General features: G+C 54.3%; 18 protein-coding genes. 6 read left to right on the top strand and 12 right to left on the bottom strand.

Going from position 1 to position 17,002, the window contains the following annotated elements; all coding sequences use genetic code 11:
* Window positions 1-2 precede the first annotated feature (2 nt).
* Complete coding sequence (locus H0S68_RS10090) at window positions 3-182, top strand: hypothetical protein (RefSeq protein WP_020826507.1); 180 nt, start codon at window positions 3-5, stop codon at window positions 180-182.
* Between the two features lie 55 nt (window positions 183-237).
* Here the strand turns inward: H0S68_RS10090 and H0S68_RS10085 are convergent, their stop codons facing one another.
* From H0S68_RS10085 to H0S68_RS10065, 5 genes are all read right to left on the bottom strand, one after another.
* The gene (locus tag H0S68_RS10085; protein ID WP_041414482.1) at window positions 238-1,113 is read right to left on the bottom strand and encodes a nucleoside-specific channel-forming protein Tsx; all 876 of its coding nucleotides are present in this window, start codon (window positions 1,111-1,113) and stop codon (window positions 238-240) included.
* A gap of 395 nt (window positions 1,114-1,508) precedes the next feature.
* Complete coding sequence (locus tag H0S68_RS10080; protein WP_020826505.1) at window positions 1,509-1,781, bottom strand: hypothetical protein; 273 nt, start codon at window positions 1,779-1,781, stop codon at window positions 1,509-1,511.
* A gap of 73 nt (window positions 1,782-1,854) precedes the next feature.
* Window positions 1,855-2,748, bottom strand: coding sequence for an aromatic amino acid DMT transporter YddG (yddG, locus tag H0S68_RS10075; RefSeq protein ID WP_410529360.1), 894 nt, complete (start codon window positions 2,746-2,748; stop codon window positions 1,855-1,857).
* Window positions 2,749-2,965: 217 nt separating this feature from the next.
* Window positions 2,966-4,336: an APC family permease gene (locus H0S68_RS10070; protein WP_020826503.1), complete on the bottom strand. Its 1,371-nt coding sequence runs from the start codon at window positions 4,334-4,336 to the stop codon at window positions 2,966-2,968.
* Between the two features lie 317 nt (window positions 4,337-4,653).
* Entirely contained in the window at window positions 4,654-6,072 is a 1,419-nt protein-coding gene (locus tag H0S68_RS10065; protein ID WP_020826502.1) for a glutamine synthetase family protein, read from the bottom strand.
* 239 nt (window positions 6,073-6,311) lie between these two features.
* On the opposite strand from H0S68_RS10065, the gene puuD reads away from it, so the two are divergent.
* From puuD to H0S68_RS10045, 4 genes are read left to right on the top strand one after another with little or no spacing between them, the layout of a single operon-like run.
* The gene (gene puuD / locus H0S68_RS10060) at window positions 6,312-7,073 is read left to right on the top strand and encodes a gamma-glutamyl-gamma-aminobutyrate hydrolase (protein ID WP_410529359.1); all 762 of its coding nucleotides are present in this window, start codon (window positions 6,312-6,314) and stop codon (window positions 7,071-7,073) included.
* Window positions 7,070-7,627 carry an HTH-type transcriptional regulator PuuR gene (gene puuR, locus H0S68_RS10055; RefSeq protein ID WP_020826500.1) on the top strand — a complete coding sequence of 186 codons (558 nt, stop codon included), beginning with the start codon at window positions 7,070-7,072 and terminating at the stop codon, window positions 7,625-7,627. The genes puuD and puuR overlap by 4 nt, the downstream gene beginning before the upstream one ends.
* A gap of 15 nt (window positions 7,628-7,642) precedes the next feature.
* Entirely contained in the window at window positions 7,643-9,139 is a 1,497-nt protein-coding gene (puuC, locus tag H0S68_RS10050; RefSeq protein WP_128864305.1) for an aldehyde dehydrogenase PuuC, read from the top strand.
* 11 nt (window positions 9,140-9,150) lie between these two features.
* The gene (locus tag H0S68_RS10045) at window positions 9,151-10,431 is read left to right on the top strand and encodes an NAD(P)/FAD-dependent oxidoreductase (protein WP_020826498.1); all 1,281 of its coding nucleotides are present in this window, start codon (window positions 9,151-9,153) and stop codon (window positions 10,429-10,431) included.
* Window positions 10,432-10,472: 41 nt separating this feature from the next.
* Here H0S68_RS10045 and H0S68_RS10040 read toward each other — a convergent pair whose 3' ends face one another.
* Both H0S68_RS10040 and H0S68_RS10035 read right to left on the bottom strand, forming a co-directional pair.
* Window positions 10,473-11,228 carry an SDR family NAD(P)-dependent oxidoreductase gene (locus H0S68_RS10040; RefSeq protein ID WP_410529358.1) on the bottom strand — a complete coding sequence of 252 codons (756 nt, stop codon included), beginning with the start codon at window positions 11,226-11,228 and terminating at the stop codon, window positions 10,473-10,475.
* A 275-nt stretch (window positions 11,229-11,503) separates the two neighbouring features.
* Window positions 11,504-11,929, bottom strand: coding sequence for a universal stress protein (locus H0S68_RS10035; RefSeq protein ID WP_020826496.1), 426 nt, complete (start codon window positions 11,927-11,929; stop codon window positions 11,504-11,506).
* A gap of 268 nt (window positions 11,930-12,197) precedes the next feature.
* Here H0S68_RS10035 and H0S68_RS10030 point away from each other — a divergent pair, with 268 nt between their 5' ends.
* Window positions 12,198-12,878 carry a hydrolase gene (locus H0S68_RS10030; RefSeq protein ID WP_122078849.1) on the top strand — a complete coding sequence of 227 codons (681 nt, stop codon included), beginning with the start codon at window positions 12,198-12,200 and terminating at the stop codon, window positions 12,876-12,878.
* Between the two features lie 393 nt (window positions 12,879-13,271).
* On the opposite strand, the gene cspA is transcribed toward H0S68_RS10030, so the two are convergent.
* From cspA to H0S68_RS10005, 5 genes are all read right to left on the bottom strand, one after another.
* Window positions 13,272-13,484: an RNA chaperone/antiterminator CspA gene (gene cspA, locus H0S68_RS10025; protein WP_020826494.1), complete on the bottom strand. Its 213-nt coding sequence runs from the start codon at window positions 13,482-13,484 to the stop codon at window positions 13,272-13,274.
* 315 nt (window positions 13,485-13,799) lie between these two features.
* The gene (locus H0S68_RS10020; protein ID WP_142815386.1) at window positions 13,800-14,444 is read right to left on the bottom strand and encodes a Qnr family pentapeptide repeat protein; all 645 of its coding nucleotides are present in this window, start codon (window positions 14,442-14,444) and stop codon (window positions 13,800-13,802) included.
* Between the two features lie 127 nt (window positions 14,445-14,571).
* Window positions 14,572-15,315, bottom strand: coding sequence for a DUF3658 domain-containing protein (locus H0S68_RS10015; protein ID WP_410529357.1), 744 nt, complete (start codon window positions 15,313-15,315; stop codon window positions 14,572-14,574).
* Between the two features lie 148 nt (window positions 15,316-15,463).
* A complete protein-coding gene (locus H0S68_RS10010) occupies window positions 15,464-15,673 on the bottom strand; it encodes a hypothetical protein (RefSeq protein WP_020826491.1) in 210 nt (69 codons plus the stop codon).
* A gap of 144 nt (window positions 15,674-15,817) precedes the next feature.
* Complete coding sequence (locus H0S68_RS10005; RefSeq protein WP_187962753.1) at window positions 15,818-16,990, bottom strand: Gfo/Idh/MocA family protein; 1,173 nt, start codon at window positions 16,988-16,990, stop codon at window positions 15,818-15,820.
* Between the last annotated feature and the right edge of the window lie 12 nt (window positions 16,991-17,002).

The raw sequence follows: 17,002 nt of genomic DNA, 5'->3' as shown, positions 1-17,002 counted from the left end.
ACATGCAAATGACCCTCATGGAATACATCACACAGCACTTTAATGGCGATCTTCACCGCTACGCACAATCCGAAGGCGTTAGCCGTGAACAAATCATCAATTGGATCGATAATGAATGCCACGTAATCAAAGGACGATTATTTATGCCGGTGCGGCATCTGCCCGGTGAACAAGCGCAGTGATGACGAAAAAAAACCCCGCCAAAGCGGGGTTTTCTGTTTCTGATACCACGGAAAATCAGAAGTTATAACCGGCCACGATGTAGTAACCCCAGCCGGTGGATTTGATTGGGCCCTGTGGGGTGCCAATATCCACGCCGTCCTGCCACTGGCCGCCGTTATGGAAATAACGAGCCACGAACGAGTAGTGCCAGTGATCGTAGTTCAACGCCAGAATATGGCTGGAAGCGATCGAGTTGCTGGTGCGCGCCTGACGACCGTTCACGGTGAAGTCGTCTTTGCCCAGATCGGAACCAAAGTCAAAGTTGGTGAAACCGATGTAGCTCAGATTGCCGCCCCACACCTGGGTCAACGGCACAAAGTATTTCACTTTGAAGCGGTAACCGTCCCAGCTGTTTTCGTTGGCAGCCTGGTAGTTTTCCCACTGGTATTTGGCATAGATGTTCATCGACAGGCTCATTGGCAAACCGGTGTCGATGTCAGTACCCAGACCCATATACCAGGTGTTCTGGCGACCGTCGGCGTTGTGGCCCAGGTCATAGATGTAGTTGTTGGCGAAGTACCATTCTTTGAACGGGCCAAAGCTCAGATCGGTGCCGGTCAGTTTGTCGATGGAGAAGCGAGGTTCAATTTCCATAAACATCGGAGAACCTTTGTCCCAGATACCACGGTCAGGGGTGTTGCCCACGCCGAAGAATTTAGGCACGTCGATGTAGCCATAGAAGTCGAACCAATCTTTTTTGGCGAAGGCTTCATATTCCAGGTACAGATCGTTGTTCAACTGAGGTCCGAAACGGGTGTGGTAACTGCCCACCACGTTAACGCTTTGGTGCCACCAATCCGAGACGTATTGGCTGTCTTTGCTATCAGCCATTGAAGATGCACTGTAAGACGCTGCGAGCAGTACACCTGCTGCGAGAGCTATTTTTTTCATTTTATTACCACATGCTTAAAGGGCCATTTCCTGCCCGTTAGAAAAGATGACAATCAGTCTGACGACACCTGGCGTTGCCTCCGCTTACAAACTCTCGGGCGACGCGCGCATTATAGAAATCACTGGGTGTAAGAATCTGTGATCCAGTTATGCATTTCGCGAATAGGTAATCGATTGCGTTCACATTTGTCAAATTATGTTTCATGCAAATTCACGATCGCTGTGATTTTTGTCATGCCCGGTGATTTTTAAAGCATTTTTTGTGCCAATTGTAATCAATAAATAAAGTAACCGTCTCTGTCGCTGAAATGAAAATGCCGGCGCTAAAAGACGCCGGCATTTCTTGGAAATCTACTGCGGTCAATGGACGTGAAAACACCTCACATGGGGGAAGCTCAGCTCACCGAAGGCAGTGCTTTGGCAATATTTTCCTGGCGGAAAACCACCTCCTGCCCCGGAGCTATCTCCCACTCTTTGGGCGGGATATCCACTTTCGGTGCAGCGGCGATGACCGAGCCAAAAATCAGTTTGCCTTCCCGGCGTAAAATACTGACATCAAGCTGGTATTCGTGACGTAAATTTGCGGTGGTCAGGCGCACGGTATCACCGCGCATAAAACGTTCGTCGTCAATCACTGGCTGCTGAATGAATTGAATATCGTCTCTCATTTTTTATGTTCCTTCAGGCAGAATCGCTAGTTAAATTCTAGTTCAACATTGGGCGACAGGCAGATAATTTCCGTTAATTTCCTCGGGTTGCCCGCCAACAGATCAACGAACCTGCCGTGACCATCACCACACCCTGCCAAAAATTGGCGGTCAGTGCAGTATTCAGCACCAGCGCGGCAAACACCGCCGACAGCACCGGCGTAAAGTAAGACGCCGTCGCCAACAGCGTCATATTGCCGCGCAATATACCCACGTTCCACGCCGCATAGCCTGCTCCCATTGCCATGCCCGCGCACAGCAACGTCAGGGTTACCGGCAACGTGAATTGCATACCGCTTTCGCTGCTGAATGTATATTTCAACCACAGTGCCAGGGCGGTCAGCGTAATGAACAACACCACGCCGTTATGACCCTGGGCAATTTTCTTGGTCAGATTGCAATACAGCGCCCAAATCACCGCGCCGCCAAAAGCCAACGAATAACTCAGCGGATTGCTGCGCACGTTTTCCAGCATTTGCGCCGGCGACCAGCCGCCCTCGCCGCTCATGATCCAGCCAATGCCGAACAAGGACAGCAACAGCCCCGGCAGCAGCCACCACCTGGCTTTTTGCCCATTAAACACCAGGGCCATCAGCACGGTGAAACAGGGCCACAGGTAGTTGATCATTCCCACTTCAATCGCTTGCAGACGGGTATTGGCATAGCCCAAAGACAACGACAGGCAGATTTCATAGCTGACAAACAGCAGGCTGCCGAGGAGCAGGTAGGGGCGTGGGAACAGGCGTAAATTCGGCATGCGCAGCGCCAACAGCAAAAATACCGCGCTGACGCTGTAGATCATTGCTGCCCCGCCAATCGGCCCCAGCCCTTCGCTGACGCTGCGTATCAGGCCAACCACGCTGCTCCACAGCAGGATCGCCAACAGACCGAGCAAGGTGGCTTTATATTGGGCGGACAGAGAAGACATGAAAGCGTTCCAATCAGTTATTTTTTATCAGGATTTTCACTCTACTGCCCGGTGATAAAAAAAGAAAGGCGGGAAAGCCCGCCTCGGTGTACCTATCGTTTCCTGGTGGGGGCGCTGCATGCTGCGCCCTATAGCATAATCAATGAGTTGAATCGGGGCGAAGATGGCCGCCCCCCTACCGATTTACCCCTGGATGGGTTCATCAACAGCCTTGGCCTTATTGCTGCGGCTGCCGTTCAAACTGCGGCGGCGGCTGACGGAAACGCCGGGTGAGATATACCAGGTAGGCAAAACCCAGCCCGGCCCAGATCAGCCCCATGGTCAGCGAGCTTTTTTCCAGGTTCAGCCACAGCACGCCAACCGTTAACGCCCCCACCAACGGCAGGAACAGGTAGTTAAATCGGTCCTTCCAGCTTTTGTTGCGCCCCTCGCGAATGTAGAAATGGCTGATCACCGACAGGTTAACGAAGGTGAAGGCCACCAGCGCACCGAAGTTGATCAGCGCGGTCGCGGTGACCAGATCGAAAGACAGCGCCGACAGCGCCACCAGCCCAACCAGCAACACGTTCAATGAGGGGGTGCGCCATTTCGGGTGGATATAGCCGAAATACTTTTCCGGAAACACGTTGTCGCGCCCCATCACGTACAGCAGTCGCGAAACGCTGGCGTGCGAGGCCAGCCCCGATGCCAGGGTATTGATAAAGGTAATACAGAGGAAAATCGACTGGAACAGCTTGCCGCCCACGTACAGCGCGATTTCCGGCAGCGCCGCGTCCGGTTGATGGAAGCGCTGAATAGATGGGAAAAACAGCTGAATAAAGAAGGAAACGCTGATGAAGATTACCCCGCCGTACAGCGCAGTCAGGAAGATGGCCTTCGGGATCACCTTGGCGGCATCGGGCGTTTCCTCACACAGGGTGGTGACCGCGTCGAAGCCGAGAAACGAAAAGCACAAAATAGTGGCGCCGGTGATGATCGGCAGCAAATGCGCATTCTCATTGATGAAGGGTTGCAGACTCCACACCGTCCCCAGTCCTTCACCGTTATGCAGGCCGCGCACGACCAGGAAGATAAACACCACGATGATCGCTATCTGGGCCAAAACAAACAGGGTGTTAAAGTTAGCCACCAAATTGACGCTTTTCAGGTTGATGGCGGTAATGATGATCACAAAGCCTACCACCCACACCCACGGCGGCACCTCGGGGAACAGCGCGGTCAAATAAATCTTTGCCAACAGGGTGTTGATCATCGGCAGGAACAGGTAGTCGAGCAGCGAGGACCACCCCACCAAAAAACCGACGTGCGGGTTAATGGCCTTTTGCGCATAGGTATAGGCGGAACCGGCGGTCGGAAACTTGCGAACCAACTTGCCGTAGCTGATGGCGGTAAACAACACGCCGGCCAGCGCCAACAGATAAGCGGCCGGGACGTGGCCATCGGTCAGGCCGGAGACAATGCCGAAGGTGTCAAACACCGTCATGGGCGTCAGGTAAGCCAACCCCATCATCACCACTTGCCACAGCTTCAGGCTTTTACGCAGTTGCGGCTTGGCCGCCTCATTAACCTCGATCGCATTAATCGCCATGGCGTTTCCCCCCTTTGTCCTCTGCTGGTAACCGTTTAACGTCATTCAGAGAGGCCGCGGGGAAACTGCTGCTCAGGCGGCGGAAGGGACGATGCAAAGACAAAAAAACGCGGCCAGCGGAAGGCCCATATTTACTGCGGCACAGGCAAACGCCCGCGCAGGTTGATGGAACAGTTATGGCTGTCATGGTTCTTTCCTCGCCGGCGTCCTGTACGCCAAGTAGAAGAAATGCTTTACCGCTGCGCGCAGCTTCGCAGGCCACAGGATAGCCGGCGGAATGCGCCAGACGCGCGCGGTATCATCGAGGATGAGCGGGTTCAGGCGTTTTTCAGCATCCACTCGATTTCGGTATCGGTGATCAGGCGCTCAAACTGCACCAGCTCATCCGTTTTACAGGCCAGATAAACATGGCTGAACCTTTCACCCAGCAGCGCATTCAACACCGGCTGATGCTCGAATTCATACAGTGCATCGCTCTGGCGGATAGGGAATGGCAGTCCGTCCTGCTCCAGCCCGTTGCCGGTTACCGGCTCTTGCAGCGGCAGCGGTGTTTCCAGCCCGTAGACGATGCCCGCCAGGATGGTCGCCATCACCAGATAAGGGTTGGCATCGGCACCGGCCACGCGGTACTCCACCCGGTGGCTATCGCGGTCGCCGCAGGGGATACGCAGTGCCACTGTGCGGTTGTTATGGCCCCAGGATGCCTGAGTCGGCACGTACATGCCCGGTTGGAAGCGGCGGTAGGCGTTAACGTTCGGCGCCAACAGCGCAATAGAAGAAGGCATCAGGGCGATCATTCCCGCCAGAGCCTGTTTCAACAATGCAGAGTCTTCGCCGTCATCATCGGCGAGGACATTGTTGCCCTGACGGTCCAGCATGCTGATATGCACGTGCATGCCACTGCCGGCGTGCTCTTCATACGGCTTGGCCATGAAGGTGGCCTGCATGTTGTGTTTTTCTGCCACCATGCGGATCAGGCGTTTCAACGCCAGCGCATGGTCGCAGGCCTGCAGCACGTTGTCGGTATGGTGCAGATTGACTTCAAACTGACCGGGCGAGGCTTCGGCCACCGCACCGTCTGCCGGCAGCCCCTGCAGGCGTGCCAGTTCGTCGATCTCACTTAACACGTCGGCAAAGTTGTTAAGGTTGTCTACCGAATAGACCTGGCTTTGGGTGTTACGCTCCTGAGTACCCGGCGCACACGGCGGCTGCAGATACCCTTCCGAATCACGCTGACGATCGATGAGATAGAACTCCAACTCTACCGCTACTACGGGGGATAGCCCGCGCTGACGCAAACGCTGCCACACTCGGTTCAGCACATTGCGCGGTTCAACGTCAAAGGGAGTACCATCTTCATCCAGCATGGTGAGCAGTACCTGGCCGATATATTGTGGATCCGCCGCCGACGGCGTCAGCGTGCCCAACACCGGTACACAGATGTGGTCCGGCTCACCGAGCTCTTGCCCCAATCCGGCCTCTTCAACCACGTTGCCAAGAATATCCATCGCAAACACCGACGCCGGGAAGTAACAGCCCTTCTCCAGTTTGCTCAGCCCGCCAACCGGTATCCGTTTGCCGCGGAAGCTGCCGTTAAGGTCGGTCAACAGAACGTCAACGTGCTGAGTTAATGGATAACGTTCCAGATACTTCTTCACTTCACGTTGGAACGCGCTACTTCGCTTTTCTTCGTGGTGCTGAACAAAGTTTTCCACTTCTACTATGTTGGTCTGCATGATTCACCCGCCATGTATGTTTTTGTCTGTGGTTCTCACACTTATTGCCGTCGATGTTTTTTGACCATCTTGCTCAATATAATGTCCACCAATGAAACATAGATGCAACAAAATTGTTTTGCAAGTGTTACTTTTAGTTTGAATATTGCCCATCTCACTGCTAGATTTATAAAATATTGAACGGAAACGGCAGTGGAGAAGCTTATCGTTCATAATTTCGAACATACCAAGGGGACAGCATGGGCAATATATTTAACAGACCAATGGTCGGCGTAGTGATGTGCAGGTATAGGTTAAACGGGCACCTCACTCAGACCTTGCAAGAAAAGTACCTAAATGCCGTTATCGCTGCGGGCGGGTTGCCGATAGCCCTGCCACACGCGCTGGCAGAACCGAAACTGCTCGAAGAGTTACTGCCGCAACTCGATGGCATTCTGTTGCCAGGCAGCCCCAGTAATGTGCAGCCGCACCTTTATGGTGAAAACGGCGATGAGCCTGACGCCGATCCCGGGCGAGACGAATTGAGCCTGGCGCTGATCCGCCACTCGCTCGACAGGCGCATTCCCCTTTTCGCCATTTGCCGTGGCATGCAGGAAATGGTGGTCGCCACCCAGGGTGCCCTGCACCGCCGGCTGTATGAACTGCCCGAGCTGCTGGAACACCGTGAAGATCACGACCTGCCGCTCGAACAGCAATATGCCCCTGCCCACGAAGTCATCGTTCAGGAAGGGGGCTTACTCTCGCAACTGATACCGGATTGCAACAGATTCTGGGTGAACTCACTGCATGGCCAGGGCGCGAAGACGCTGGGATCCAGCGTACGTATCGAAGCTCACGCCGCCGACGGGTTGGTAGAAGCCATCAGCCTGCGCGATCAGCCCTTTGCGCTGGGCGTGCAATGGCATCCGGAATGGAACAGCGAGGAATATGCCCTGTCACGCCTGCTGTTTGAAGGTTTCATTAGCGCCTGCCGGAACTATCAAAAGGAAAAACGCCCATGAGCGATGTCAGCTTGGCACCGGGCAAACGTCTGTCGCAAATCCGCCAGCAATTGGGATTGTCGCAGCGCCGCGCGGCCGAACTGTCTGGGTTAACTCACAGCGCCATCAGCACCATCGAACAGGACAAGGTCAGTCCGGCCATCAGCACCTTACAAAAGCTGCTGACGGTGTACGGGCTGTCCCTGTCGGCATTTTTCGCCGAACCGGAGAAGCCGGCCGAGCCACGGATTGTTATCGACTACCAGGATCTGATCGAGATTGGCAGCCAGGGGGTTTCTATGAAACTGATCCACAACGGCGATCCTAATCGCACCCTGGCGATGATGATCGAAACCTATGAGCCGGGTACCACCACCGGTGAACGCATCAAGCATCAGGGGGAAGAGATTGGCACCCTGCTGGAAGGCGAAGTCGTGCTGCAGGTCAACGGGCAGGCTTATCCCCTGCTGGCCGGCCAGAGCTACGCCATCAACACCGGCATTCCCCACAGTTTCAGCAACACGTCGGCGCGGATTTGCCGGATTATCAGCGCCCATACGCCGACGACATTCTGATCAACGGAGCAAGGTATGGACTTCCACCACTTGCAGTATTGGCAACACCGGGCGCAAGCCCTGAATATTGAGAACCGACTGTTTATCAATGGCCGCTATCAGCAGGCGGCCGAAGGCGAAACCTTTGCCGTGGAGGATCCTGCCGGTCAGCGAGAGCTGACTCAGGTGGCCCGGGGAAGCAGCGTAGATATTGACCTGGCGGTCAGCGCCGCCCGCGAGGTGTTTGAGCGGGGCGACTGGTCGCGCGCGGCTCCGGCGCAACGCAAGGCGACGCTGCTCAAGCTGGCGACATTGATGGAACAACACCACGAAGAGCTGGCGCTGCTGGAAACGCTGGACACCGGCAAACCGATTCGTCATAGCCTGCGCGATGATGTGCCTGGCGCTATTCGTTGCCTGCGTTGGTATGCCGAAGCGATCGATAAGGTTTATGGCGAAATCGCCCCTACCGGCAGCGATGCGCTGGCGTTGATCGAACGCGAACCCATTGGCGTGGTCGGCGCCATCGTGCCGTGGAATTTCCCGTTATTGCTCGCCTGCTGGAAGCTCGGCCCGGCGCTGGCCACCGGCAACAGCGTGATCCTCAAACCTTCAGAGAAATCGCCACTGAGCGCGATCTATCTGGGGCAACTGGCGCAGCAGGCCGGGTTGCCGGACGGCGTGCTGAATATCGTTCCCGGTTATGGTCACGATGCCGGTAAAGCGCTGGCGCTGCATAACGACGTCGACGCGCTGACCTTCACCGGTTCAACCCAGGTTGCCAAACAACTGATGATCTATGCCGGCCAATCCAATATGAAACGGGTCTGGCTGGAAGCCGGCGGCAAAAGCGCCAATATCATCTTTGCCGACTGCCCGGATCTGGATAAGGCCGCACAAAGCGCCGCCGCCGGGATTTTTTATAACCAGGGGCAAGTGTGCATCGCCGGTACTCGGCTGTTGGTGGAAGAGAGCATACAGCAAGAATTTTTACAGGCGTTACGCCGCCATGCCGCAGCCTTTGCACCAGGCAATCCGCTCGATCCGGCAACGGTGATGGGCACGCTGATTGATCAGGGCCACTGCGAGAAAGTGGCCGACTATATCGAACAGGGTTTGACTCAGGGCGCTGCGCTGTTCCTCGACGGTCGCGATCATCCGCAAGGTGAACACGGCGGTTATCTCGGCCCAACCATTCTCACCCAGGTAGACAACGCCATGAGCGTGGCGCGCGACGAAATCTTCGGCCCGGTATTGGCGGTCACTTCATTTAGCGGCGAGCAGCAGGCCATGCAGTTGGCTAACGACAGCGACTACGGCCTGGGGGCTGCAATCTGGACCCGCGACCTGTCCCGTGCCCATCGTTTGGCGCGTCAGCTAAAAGCCGGCACGGTGTTCGTCAATAACTACAACGACGGGGACATGACCGTTCCTTTCGGTGGTTACAAACAAAGCGGTAACGGCCGCGACAAGTCACTGCACGCACTGGACAAATTCACCGAGCTGAAAACCACCTGGATTTCATTGGAATAAGGGCAGAGATCATGACTGAACACGTAAAAAGCTATTATGCGGCTTCGGCCAACAACCACGCGCCCTACCCGCAGCTGAATGAATCCATTGAATGCGACGTCTGTATCGTCGGCGGCGGCTACACCGGTTTGTCATCGGCGCTGTTTCTGGTAGAGGCGGGGTACAACGTGGTGGTGCTGGAGTCTGCCCGCATCGGTTTCGGTGCCAGCGGACGTAACGGCGGCCAATTGGTGAACTCCTACAGCCGCGATATCGACGTCATTGAACAGCGTTATGGCGCCGAAAGCGCCCGCCTGCTCGGCAGCATGATGTTTGAAGGCGCAGAGATCATTCGCAGCCGTATCCAAAGGTACGCCATCGAATGTGACTATCGCCCTGGCGGCATCTTCGCCGCGCTGAACAACCGGCAATATCATGCGTTGATCGAACAAAAACAGCACTGGGAGCGCTACGGCAATACCCAGCTTGAATTGCTGGACGCCGAGCGTATCCGCCAGGAGGTCGATAGCGAGCGCTATGTCGGCGCGCTGCTGGATCACAGCGGCGGCCATATTCACCCACTGAATCTGGCGCTCGGTGAAGCCGAAGCCATTCGCCTGCAGGGTGGACGGATCTTCGAACAGTCTGCGGTCACCCACATCCGTCATGGCGAACCGGCAATCGTCAGCACCGCCAACGGCCAGGTGACAGCACGTTATGTGATTGTCGCCGGCAACGCTTATCTGGGTGATAAGCTGGAACCGCGGCTGGCGAAACGTAGCATGCCGTGTGGCACCCAGGTAGTGGCTACCGAACCGCTGGCGCCGGAAGTGGCGCGATCGCTGATCCCACAAAATTACTGCGTCGAAGACTGTAACTACCTGCTCGATTATTACCGTATCACCGGCGATAACCGCCTGTTGTACGGCGGCGGCGTAGTGTATGGCGCCCGCGATCCGGACGATATCGACAATCTGATCCGGCCAAAGCTACTGAAAACCTTCCCGCAGCTCAAAGGCGTGCGTCTCGACTATCGCTGGACCGGTAATTTCCTGCTGACGCTGTCGCGCATGCCGCAGTTTGGTCGGCTGGAAAATAACGTGTATTACATGCAGGGCTACAGCGGCCACGGGGTGACCTGTACTCATTTGGCGGGCAAGCTGATTGCCGAGCTGATGCGCGGCGATGCGGAAAGATTCGATGCGTTTGCCAAGCTGCCGCACCTGCCGTTCTTCGGCGGTCGCAACCTGCAAATTCCTTTCACCGCGATTGGTGCAGCTTACTACCAGCTGCGGGATCGGATTGGGGTGTAACGCTATCGGGCCCGGTATACCACCGGGCCCGAAATTACCGCTTAAACAATCTTCGGCTGGCCGTCAGAGGCGGTCGCCCCGCCGTCTACCGGGATATTGGCGCCATTGATAAAACTGGCGTCGTCACTGGCCAGAAATGCCATTACTGCCGCCACCTCTTCCGGCTCTGCCGCTCGGCCTAACGCAATACGCTCGTTAAACTTGTCGCGGATCTCCTGCGGCCAGCCGTTGGTCATATTGGTTTTCACCAGGCTCGGACATACCGAGTTGACCCGCACACCGTCACCGCCATGATCCAGCGCCATGGCACGCGTCAGGTTAACCACCGCCCCTTTCGCCGCGCAGTAGTACGCCGCGCCCCAGTCACCACCCAGCCCGGAAACCGATGCGGTGTTAACGATGCAGCCTTTGGTTTTCAGCAGATACGGCATGGCGAATTTGGAACAGAACACCACGCCATCGATATCCACCCCGGCAATGCGTCGCCAGTCGGCAACGCTGGTTTCCAATACGCTGCCGGCCACGTGCACGCCTGCGTTATTGAGCAGCACGTCGATGCGGCCTAATTTTCCGGCCACCTCATTCATCATTCTTTCAACCGCAACGTGGTCGGAAACGTCAATATGTACCGCCAGTGCCTTGCCTTTTGGCAGCGAAGCGGCGACTTTGTCCACCGCCTCTTTCGCCCAGTCAGCCAATACCACGGTAGCCCCTTCGGCAGAAAAACGACGCGCTGCCGCCTCTCCCATCCCATTGCCTGCACCGGTGATCACTACCACTTTATTGTCAAAACGCATGAGACCTCCTCCATGTGAATGTGTTTCTATAAATCATACAAATCCTAATGGTTCGAGGATAAAACTCATGGACGACGAGTGACAGTCAAAATGTGCGGTTTATTAATCACAAAGAGGTATTCAGTGCGAATTCAATGCGCTAGGTCAGGCATTATCGGAATTAAGCCAAACATTTGATAGGGTTAATAAAATTCATATCAGTGACTATTGCCAACGCGCATTATCACCTATCAATAAGTCCCGTACCGTCGCGTTAGTGCAGTTGGCGAGGTTCATTACTTCGCAATGGGGATCACCAACAGGTCAACGTTAAGGTTATTGATCGCCTGCCGGGCCGAAGATATCCATCTGCTCCAGATATCGTGATGATGGCCAAAGATAATCAGATCAATGCCTTTCTCTTTCGCCGCCCGGTTCAATTCTTCCGTCAGTTCGCCGCGGCTGATAATCACCTCTTCAACCGGGTAAGACGACTGATCCTTGATCGCATTCAGCATGTTTTTGACACGCTCCGAAAAAGTTCTGTCGGTGTAGTTGTATTCACCCACGCCCAGCTCAGCGTAATAGCCGCCACGGTGGATATCGATATAAATTAGGGATAGCCGGGCATTCAGTGCGCTTGCTAACTTGGCGCCTTTGCCGAGCAAAAATTCAGCGTCTTCGCTGAGATCGGTTGCCACAACGATATGATGATAAGCCATGATTACAGCCCTCCGCATTGCGCTGGTGAACAAAGTGGCGCTCCCTGCCAGGGCCTTTCCGCATGTTTGTTATGCTGTTTAAGTTTAGTTCAGCGCTGAAATAATCGCCTGCCCCTGGCCTTATTGTTCTTTTTATAGAACGATGCATCCTGAGTTAGCCCTCTAGTGGATTTTTCCTCTGGCCCTACACTGTTAACAAGCACTGAGATTAACCCTCGGTTAAACAAAGTTAATTGTTGTCTACGTCCCGATCACAGAGGAAAGAAAGATGAGCTCTCCAGCAAACTTTAATGGCCAGCGTCCTGTTATTGATGCCAATGACGCGGTGATGTTGTTGATTGACCACCAGAGCGGCCTGTTCCAAACCGTCGGCGATATGCCGATGACTGAACTGCGCGCTCGCGCTGGCGCACTGGCCAGTATCGCTACGCTAAGCAAATTGCCGGTCATTACCACGGCTTCCGTTCCACAGGGTCCTAACGGCCCCTTGATCCCAGAAATCCACCAAAATGCACCGCATGCGCAATATGTGGCGCGCAAAGGCGAAATCAACGCCTGGGATAATCCAGATTTTGTTGCGGCCGTAAAAGCGACCGGGCGTAAAACCCTGATTATCGCCGGAACCATCACCAGCGTTTGCATGGCCTTCCCGTCGATCAGCGCCGTGGCAGAGGGTTATAAGGTCTTTGCCGTTATCGACGCCTCCGGCACCTACTCTAAAATGGCGCAGGAGATTACTATGGCGCGAGTGGTGCAGGCCGGAGTGGTACCGATCGATACCGCCGGCGTGGCCTCTGAACTGCAGGGCAGTTGGAACCGCGAGGATGCACAGCAATGGGCTGAGGTTTACACCAAAATCTTCCCGGCATATCAGTTGCTGATTGAAAGCTATGTTAAAGCTCAGGACGTGGTGAAGAATAACGAAGTGCTGGATTCCCGGCGCAGCTAACGGTCACGTCAGGCTGGCCTGCTTCATTCTGGGCCAGCCTGTTTACCGGGGCAACAGGCATAAAAAAACCCGGCTTTCGGCCAGGTCATCAATGTTTGTCGGTTACTTTCCCGACCGTCATGTTATGGCGTAAGCGTCCATCGAACACTCCAACCTTACGCAGCCTAAGCACAACTTTTTCACAACAGAAAAATAGACTGGATCGGACTTATAACTTTATGGGCCAATCTTCTTTTCTGTTGCCAATAACTTCGGTTATTGAAAATGGTGAAGCTAATTATTTTAGATAAACTCCGGGTAATCCCGGAGTTTATTCAGGCAATTATTTTATTTCTCATCTGCTCCGGCTTAAACCATCATCGCTATCGCAAGAAATAAAGCACTACCTTGAAATTATAAAACGACTACGTTGCCTGCAGACGGGCCTTTCATACCGTTTTCGACAGTGAACTCAACGCGCTGACCTTCATCAAGCGTTTTGAAATCATTGCTTTGGATAGCGGAGAAGTGTACGAACACGTCTTTGCTACCGTCTTCCGGAGAGATAAAACCAAAACCTTTACCTGCATCAAACCATTTTACCAAACCAGTCATTTTATTAGACATAGATATTTCCTTTATATTTTTGAGACGCCATAAGGCGATAGAGGTCTGTTTTTATTGGAAACTTATTGGGCACTAGAGAAGGAAATTCGCGGGAGAAGAGCTATCTATGGGATATCACTAATACTGAGAACTGCTTTACTAAAACTGCTTTCATAAGGTCTGTACTACAAACCGATGACGCTATTTACACATAGCTAGATTATTTAAGCAAGGAATATTTAACATTATATTTATACGCCCTGCTTATTATTTCCCAGATTCTGCAGCCCCACCCCCGCCCAGCAAGGCCTGATTGCCCTTTGCGGGATCGTCGCCTTAGCCGATAATGGCAATGCCCAGGCGTTCCATTAGCTGGAACACCTGGTAACTGTCCAACTTCACGCCCTGCAGATCGGTTCCGCGCAGATCCAACTCACCCAGTTCAGAGTTGGTCAGATCACAATGGGTAAAGTTGGCAGCACGCCAGTCGAAGGAGGAAAACTCGCCGCCGGACAGATCTGAACCGCTAAAGGTCGCACCGAGAATTTGCGCGCTGTTCCAGCGATTTTCCCACAGCTCACACTTTTCCAGCACCACTTTGGAAAAGTTGGCGTAACTCAGGTTGCTTTTGGTGATGTAGGCACTGCAAAACCAGGTGCGCGAGGTAATCATGTTCATAAAGCTGGCACCGCGGAAGTCTGCGCCCTGAGCCCGGCACTCACGAATTTCGATGCCTAAAGCATTGGCATGTCTAAAATCAGCCATCGACAGATCGCAATTCTTGAAGCTGGCGTCCTTGAGCACGGCGCGGCTGAAGTTACCGCCCTGTTGACTCTCGCGGTCGTAAAACTGGCAGTCGATAAATTCGGTGCCGGTCAGGTCGGCGCCAGAGAAATCGCAGTGAATAAAGCTGCCATTTTCGACTTTCTCACCGGTAAACCGGTTACGAGCAATCTTTTCACCCTTCAGAGCCAGCACCATTCCATTCACCTGTTTATTCGTACAGTTAATGGCGCAGTATAATCCTATTTACATGACAGATTAAACCGCTTTAACGGGGTTTATCTGCCTCTGAGCACGAAAAAATAATCCGTGGAATAGGTGAGTTTTAAGCCTGTTTGACCTGGATCCGGTTCATATTCAAACCGGCGTTCTGCGCCTGCACCACTCCTTGTTCAATCAGGGCATACAATCGGAAATTCAAAAAGGTATCCCCCACCGGATAAGGTGAATTTACCATCGCATCACCGACCACCCGGGAACCCTGGGTATAGTCATTCGGGCAAGCATCTAACAACGGACGGTCATGGAAATCGAGCGCTTGCCCCTGCACGCGGTTTTCCGCAAAAATCCGTACCAGTGAGTTTTCCGCCAACAGACGATGCCAATCGGCAATCAGCCTGGCTTTCTCTTTCGGAGACAGCTCGCGCCGCAAGATCCACAGTGGTTCCAGCATTTCTGCCGGGCACCAGTTGGTGGCAACCCGCCCGGTGTGTTCGGTTACGTTAACCACAAAAACGCGACGTTCCCCCAGCAACGGCAACAGTGCGCGCAGCATCAGTTGCTCGTCGGGATTAGCACCAGCCCACAACGTCACCTGCCCGGTTACAGCAGCGAGTTGCGTTTTTAACGTGGTCATCGCCAGCGGCAGCGCTTCAGAGGTATCCCACTCGGGAGCATGAACAGATTGGTGCAGATCGCGCAACCAGCGGCATCGGGTTTGCAGGGCCTGATCATCATCCAGCCCATACAGCGGCCCAAACGATAGGCTATCGGCAAAATCCAGTACGTTTTCTCCCGGGTAGGCTAACCGCACGCAGCCACCCGACAGTGCGATATGCACATCCTTCATCAATGCTTCTCCTTCGCTATTGCTTAAGTCAATCCTGAGCTGAATTTTGCCCCCTTTCCCCCTGCATCACCAGGCAAATAATCTGATTTTTTGCGTTTAAGCGACATAAAAAAACCGCCCTCGGGCGGTTGATGATAAGCATAAAGATTTACTTCAGCGCTTCCTGAATGGCATCGGCCAGCGGGCCAACGTGCTTTTCAGCGGCCTTAAGCTGGAAGTCTACGCCGTTGCCGTCGTTAGTGTCAGACAGCGTCGCCTTGATCAACTCCAGTGCCGCTTGCACTGCCACCAGCCTTTTATGCTGTTCGTCCGTGATAGGTTTGGAACTCATGGTGGCCGGGTAATATTGCTCTAACATCGTTCTCTCCTTGTGATTACGCTAACAAGTAACTTAACAGAATTTAAAGTTTTATCTAATGAAGCGAACCACAGAATCCCCCATTGCCGCTGAGGATAAGTTGCCGGTACATCGATATGGCAGAAAATACATCGGTCGAAATGATTAGCGGAACGCCACCCAACTGGCACCGGCATCGGCGGAGCGCACGCAGTTTTCCACCCAGCGTACCCCCATCGCGCCGGCATGCACGTCGGGGTACCAAAAGCCGGCCAGAAACGCCTCGTCTCGCCGGTCGGTGGCGTCCATCGCCAACGCAAAGCGCCGGTAAAGATTCGACCAGGCTTCGAACAGCCCTTCGGAATGACCGCCGCCAATGCGATCCTCCGCCAATGCCATAGGATCGAGGTAGGACATACCACGCTCCAGAATACGCACCGGCTCGCCCTGCACTTCAAAGCGCAGTTGGTTAGGCTGTTCGTCCCACCATTCCAGGCTGGCCTTTTCCCCCACAATACGCACCTTTTGGCCATGCATAGAACCGCTGTTAACTGCCGAACACCACATTGAACCGACAGCGCCATTATCGTACTCCATCAGTACATAGGCATTGTCTTCCAGCGGCGCACGAGTTTTGACAAAGCTCTGACGGCTGCACATCAACCGTTTGATCTTCAACTGCGGCACCATGGTTTCCGCCAGGAATAACGGGTGGGTGGCCAAATCACCCAATACATAGCTGGGGCCGACAAAACGCGGGTCCACCCGCCAACGCGTGCTGGGGTTGTCCAGTTCCACCGGCGCGGCATGGAACCCGTGAGAGAACTGCATGTTGATGATACGGATCTCACCCAGTTGGCCATCGGCAATCATCTGACGCGCCTGAAGGATCAGTTGATGCCCGGCATAGCCGTAGGTAACACCGATAATTTTATGCTGCCTTTGGCTCAGTTCCACCAGTGCTTGCGCCTCCTGCGTGGTGAAACAAAGGGGTTTTTCGCACACCACGTGCAGGCCGGCTTCCAGCGCCGCCTGGCAAATAGCGAAATGGGTATTGTTTGGCGTAGCGATGGAAACCGCCTCTATGCCGTCCGCCCTGGCGGCTTCTTCACGGAATAACGTGGCGTAATCCGGATAACAGCGCTCCGCTGCCACGCCCAGGCTTTGCCCAAAGCTGCGCCCGCGCGATGCGTCAATGTCAAACGCGCCGGCCAGTAGGGTGAAAGTGCCGTCGCGCAATGCCGCAGAACGATGGATATAACCGATCTGACTGGTACCCCCGCCGCCGACCATGCCCCACCGCAGAGATCTTTCCAGAGGTTTAATACCGTTAATCATCTCGTTGCTCCT

This window comes from Serratia sp. AXJ-M (genome assembly GCF_046531865.1).
GTDB lineage: Bacteria > Pseudomonadota > Gammaproteobacteria > Enterobacterales > Enterobacteriaceae > Serratia > Serratia liquefaciens.
This window is presented reverse-complemented; position numbering and strand designations above follow the sequence as displayed.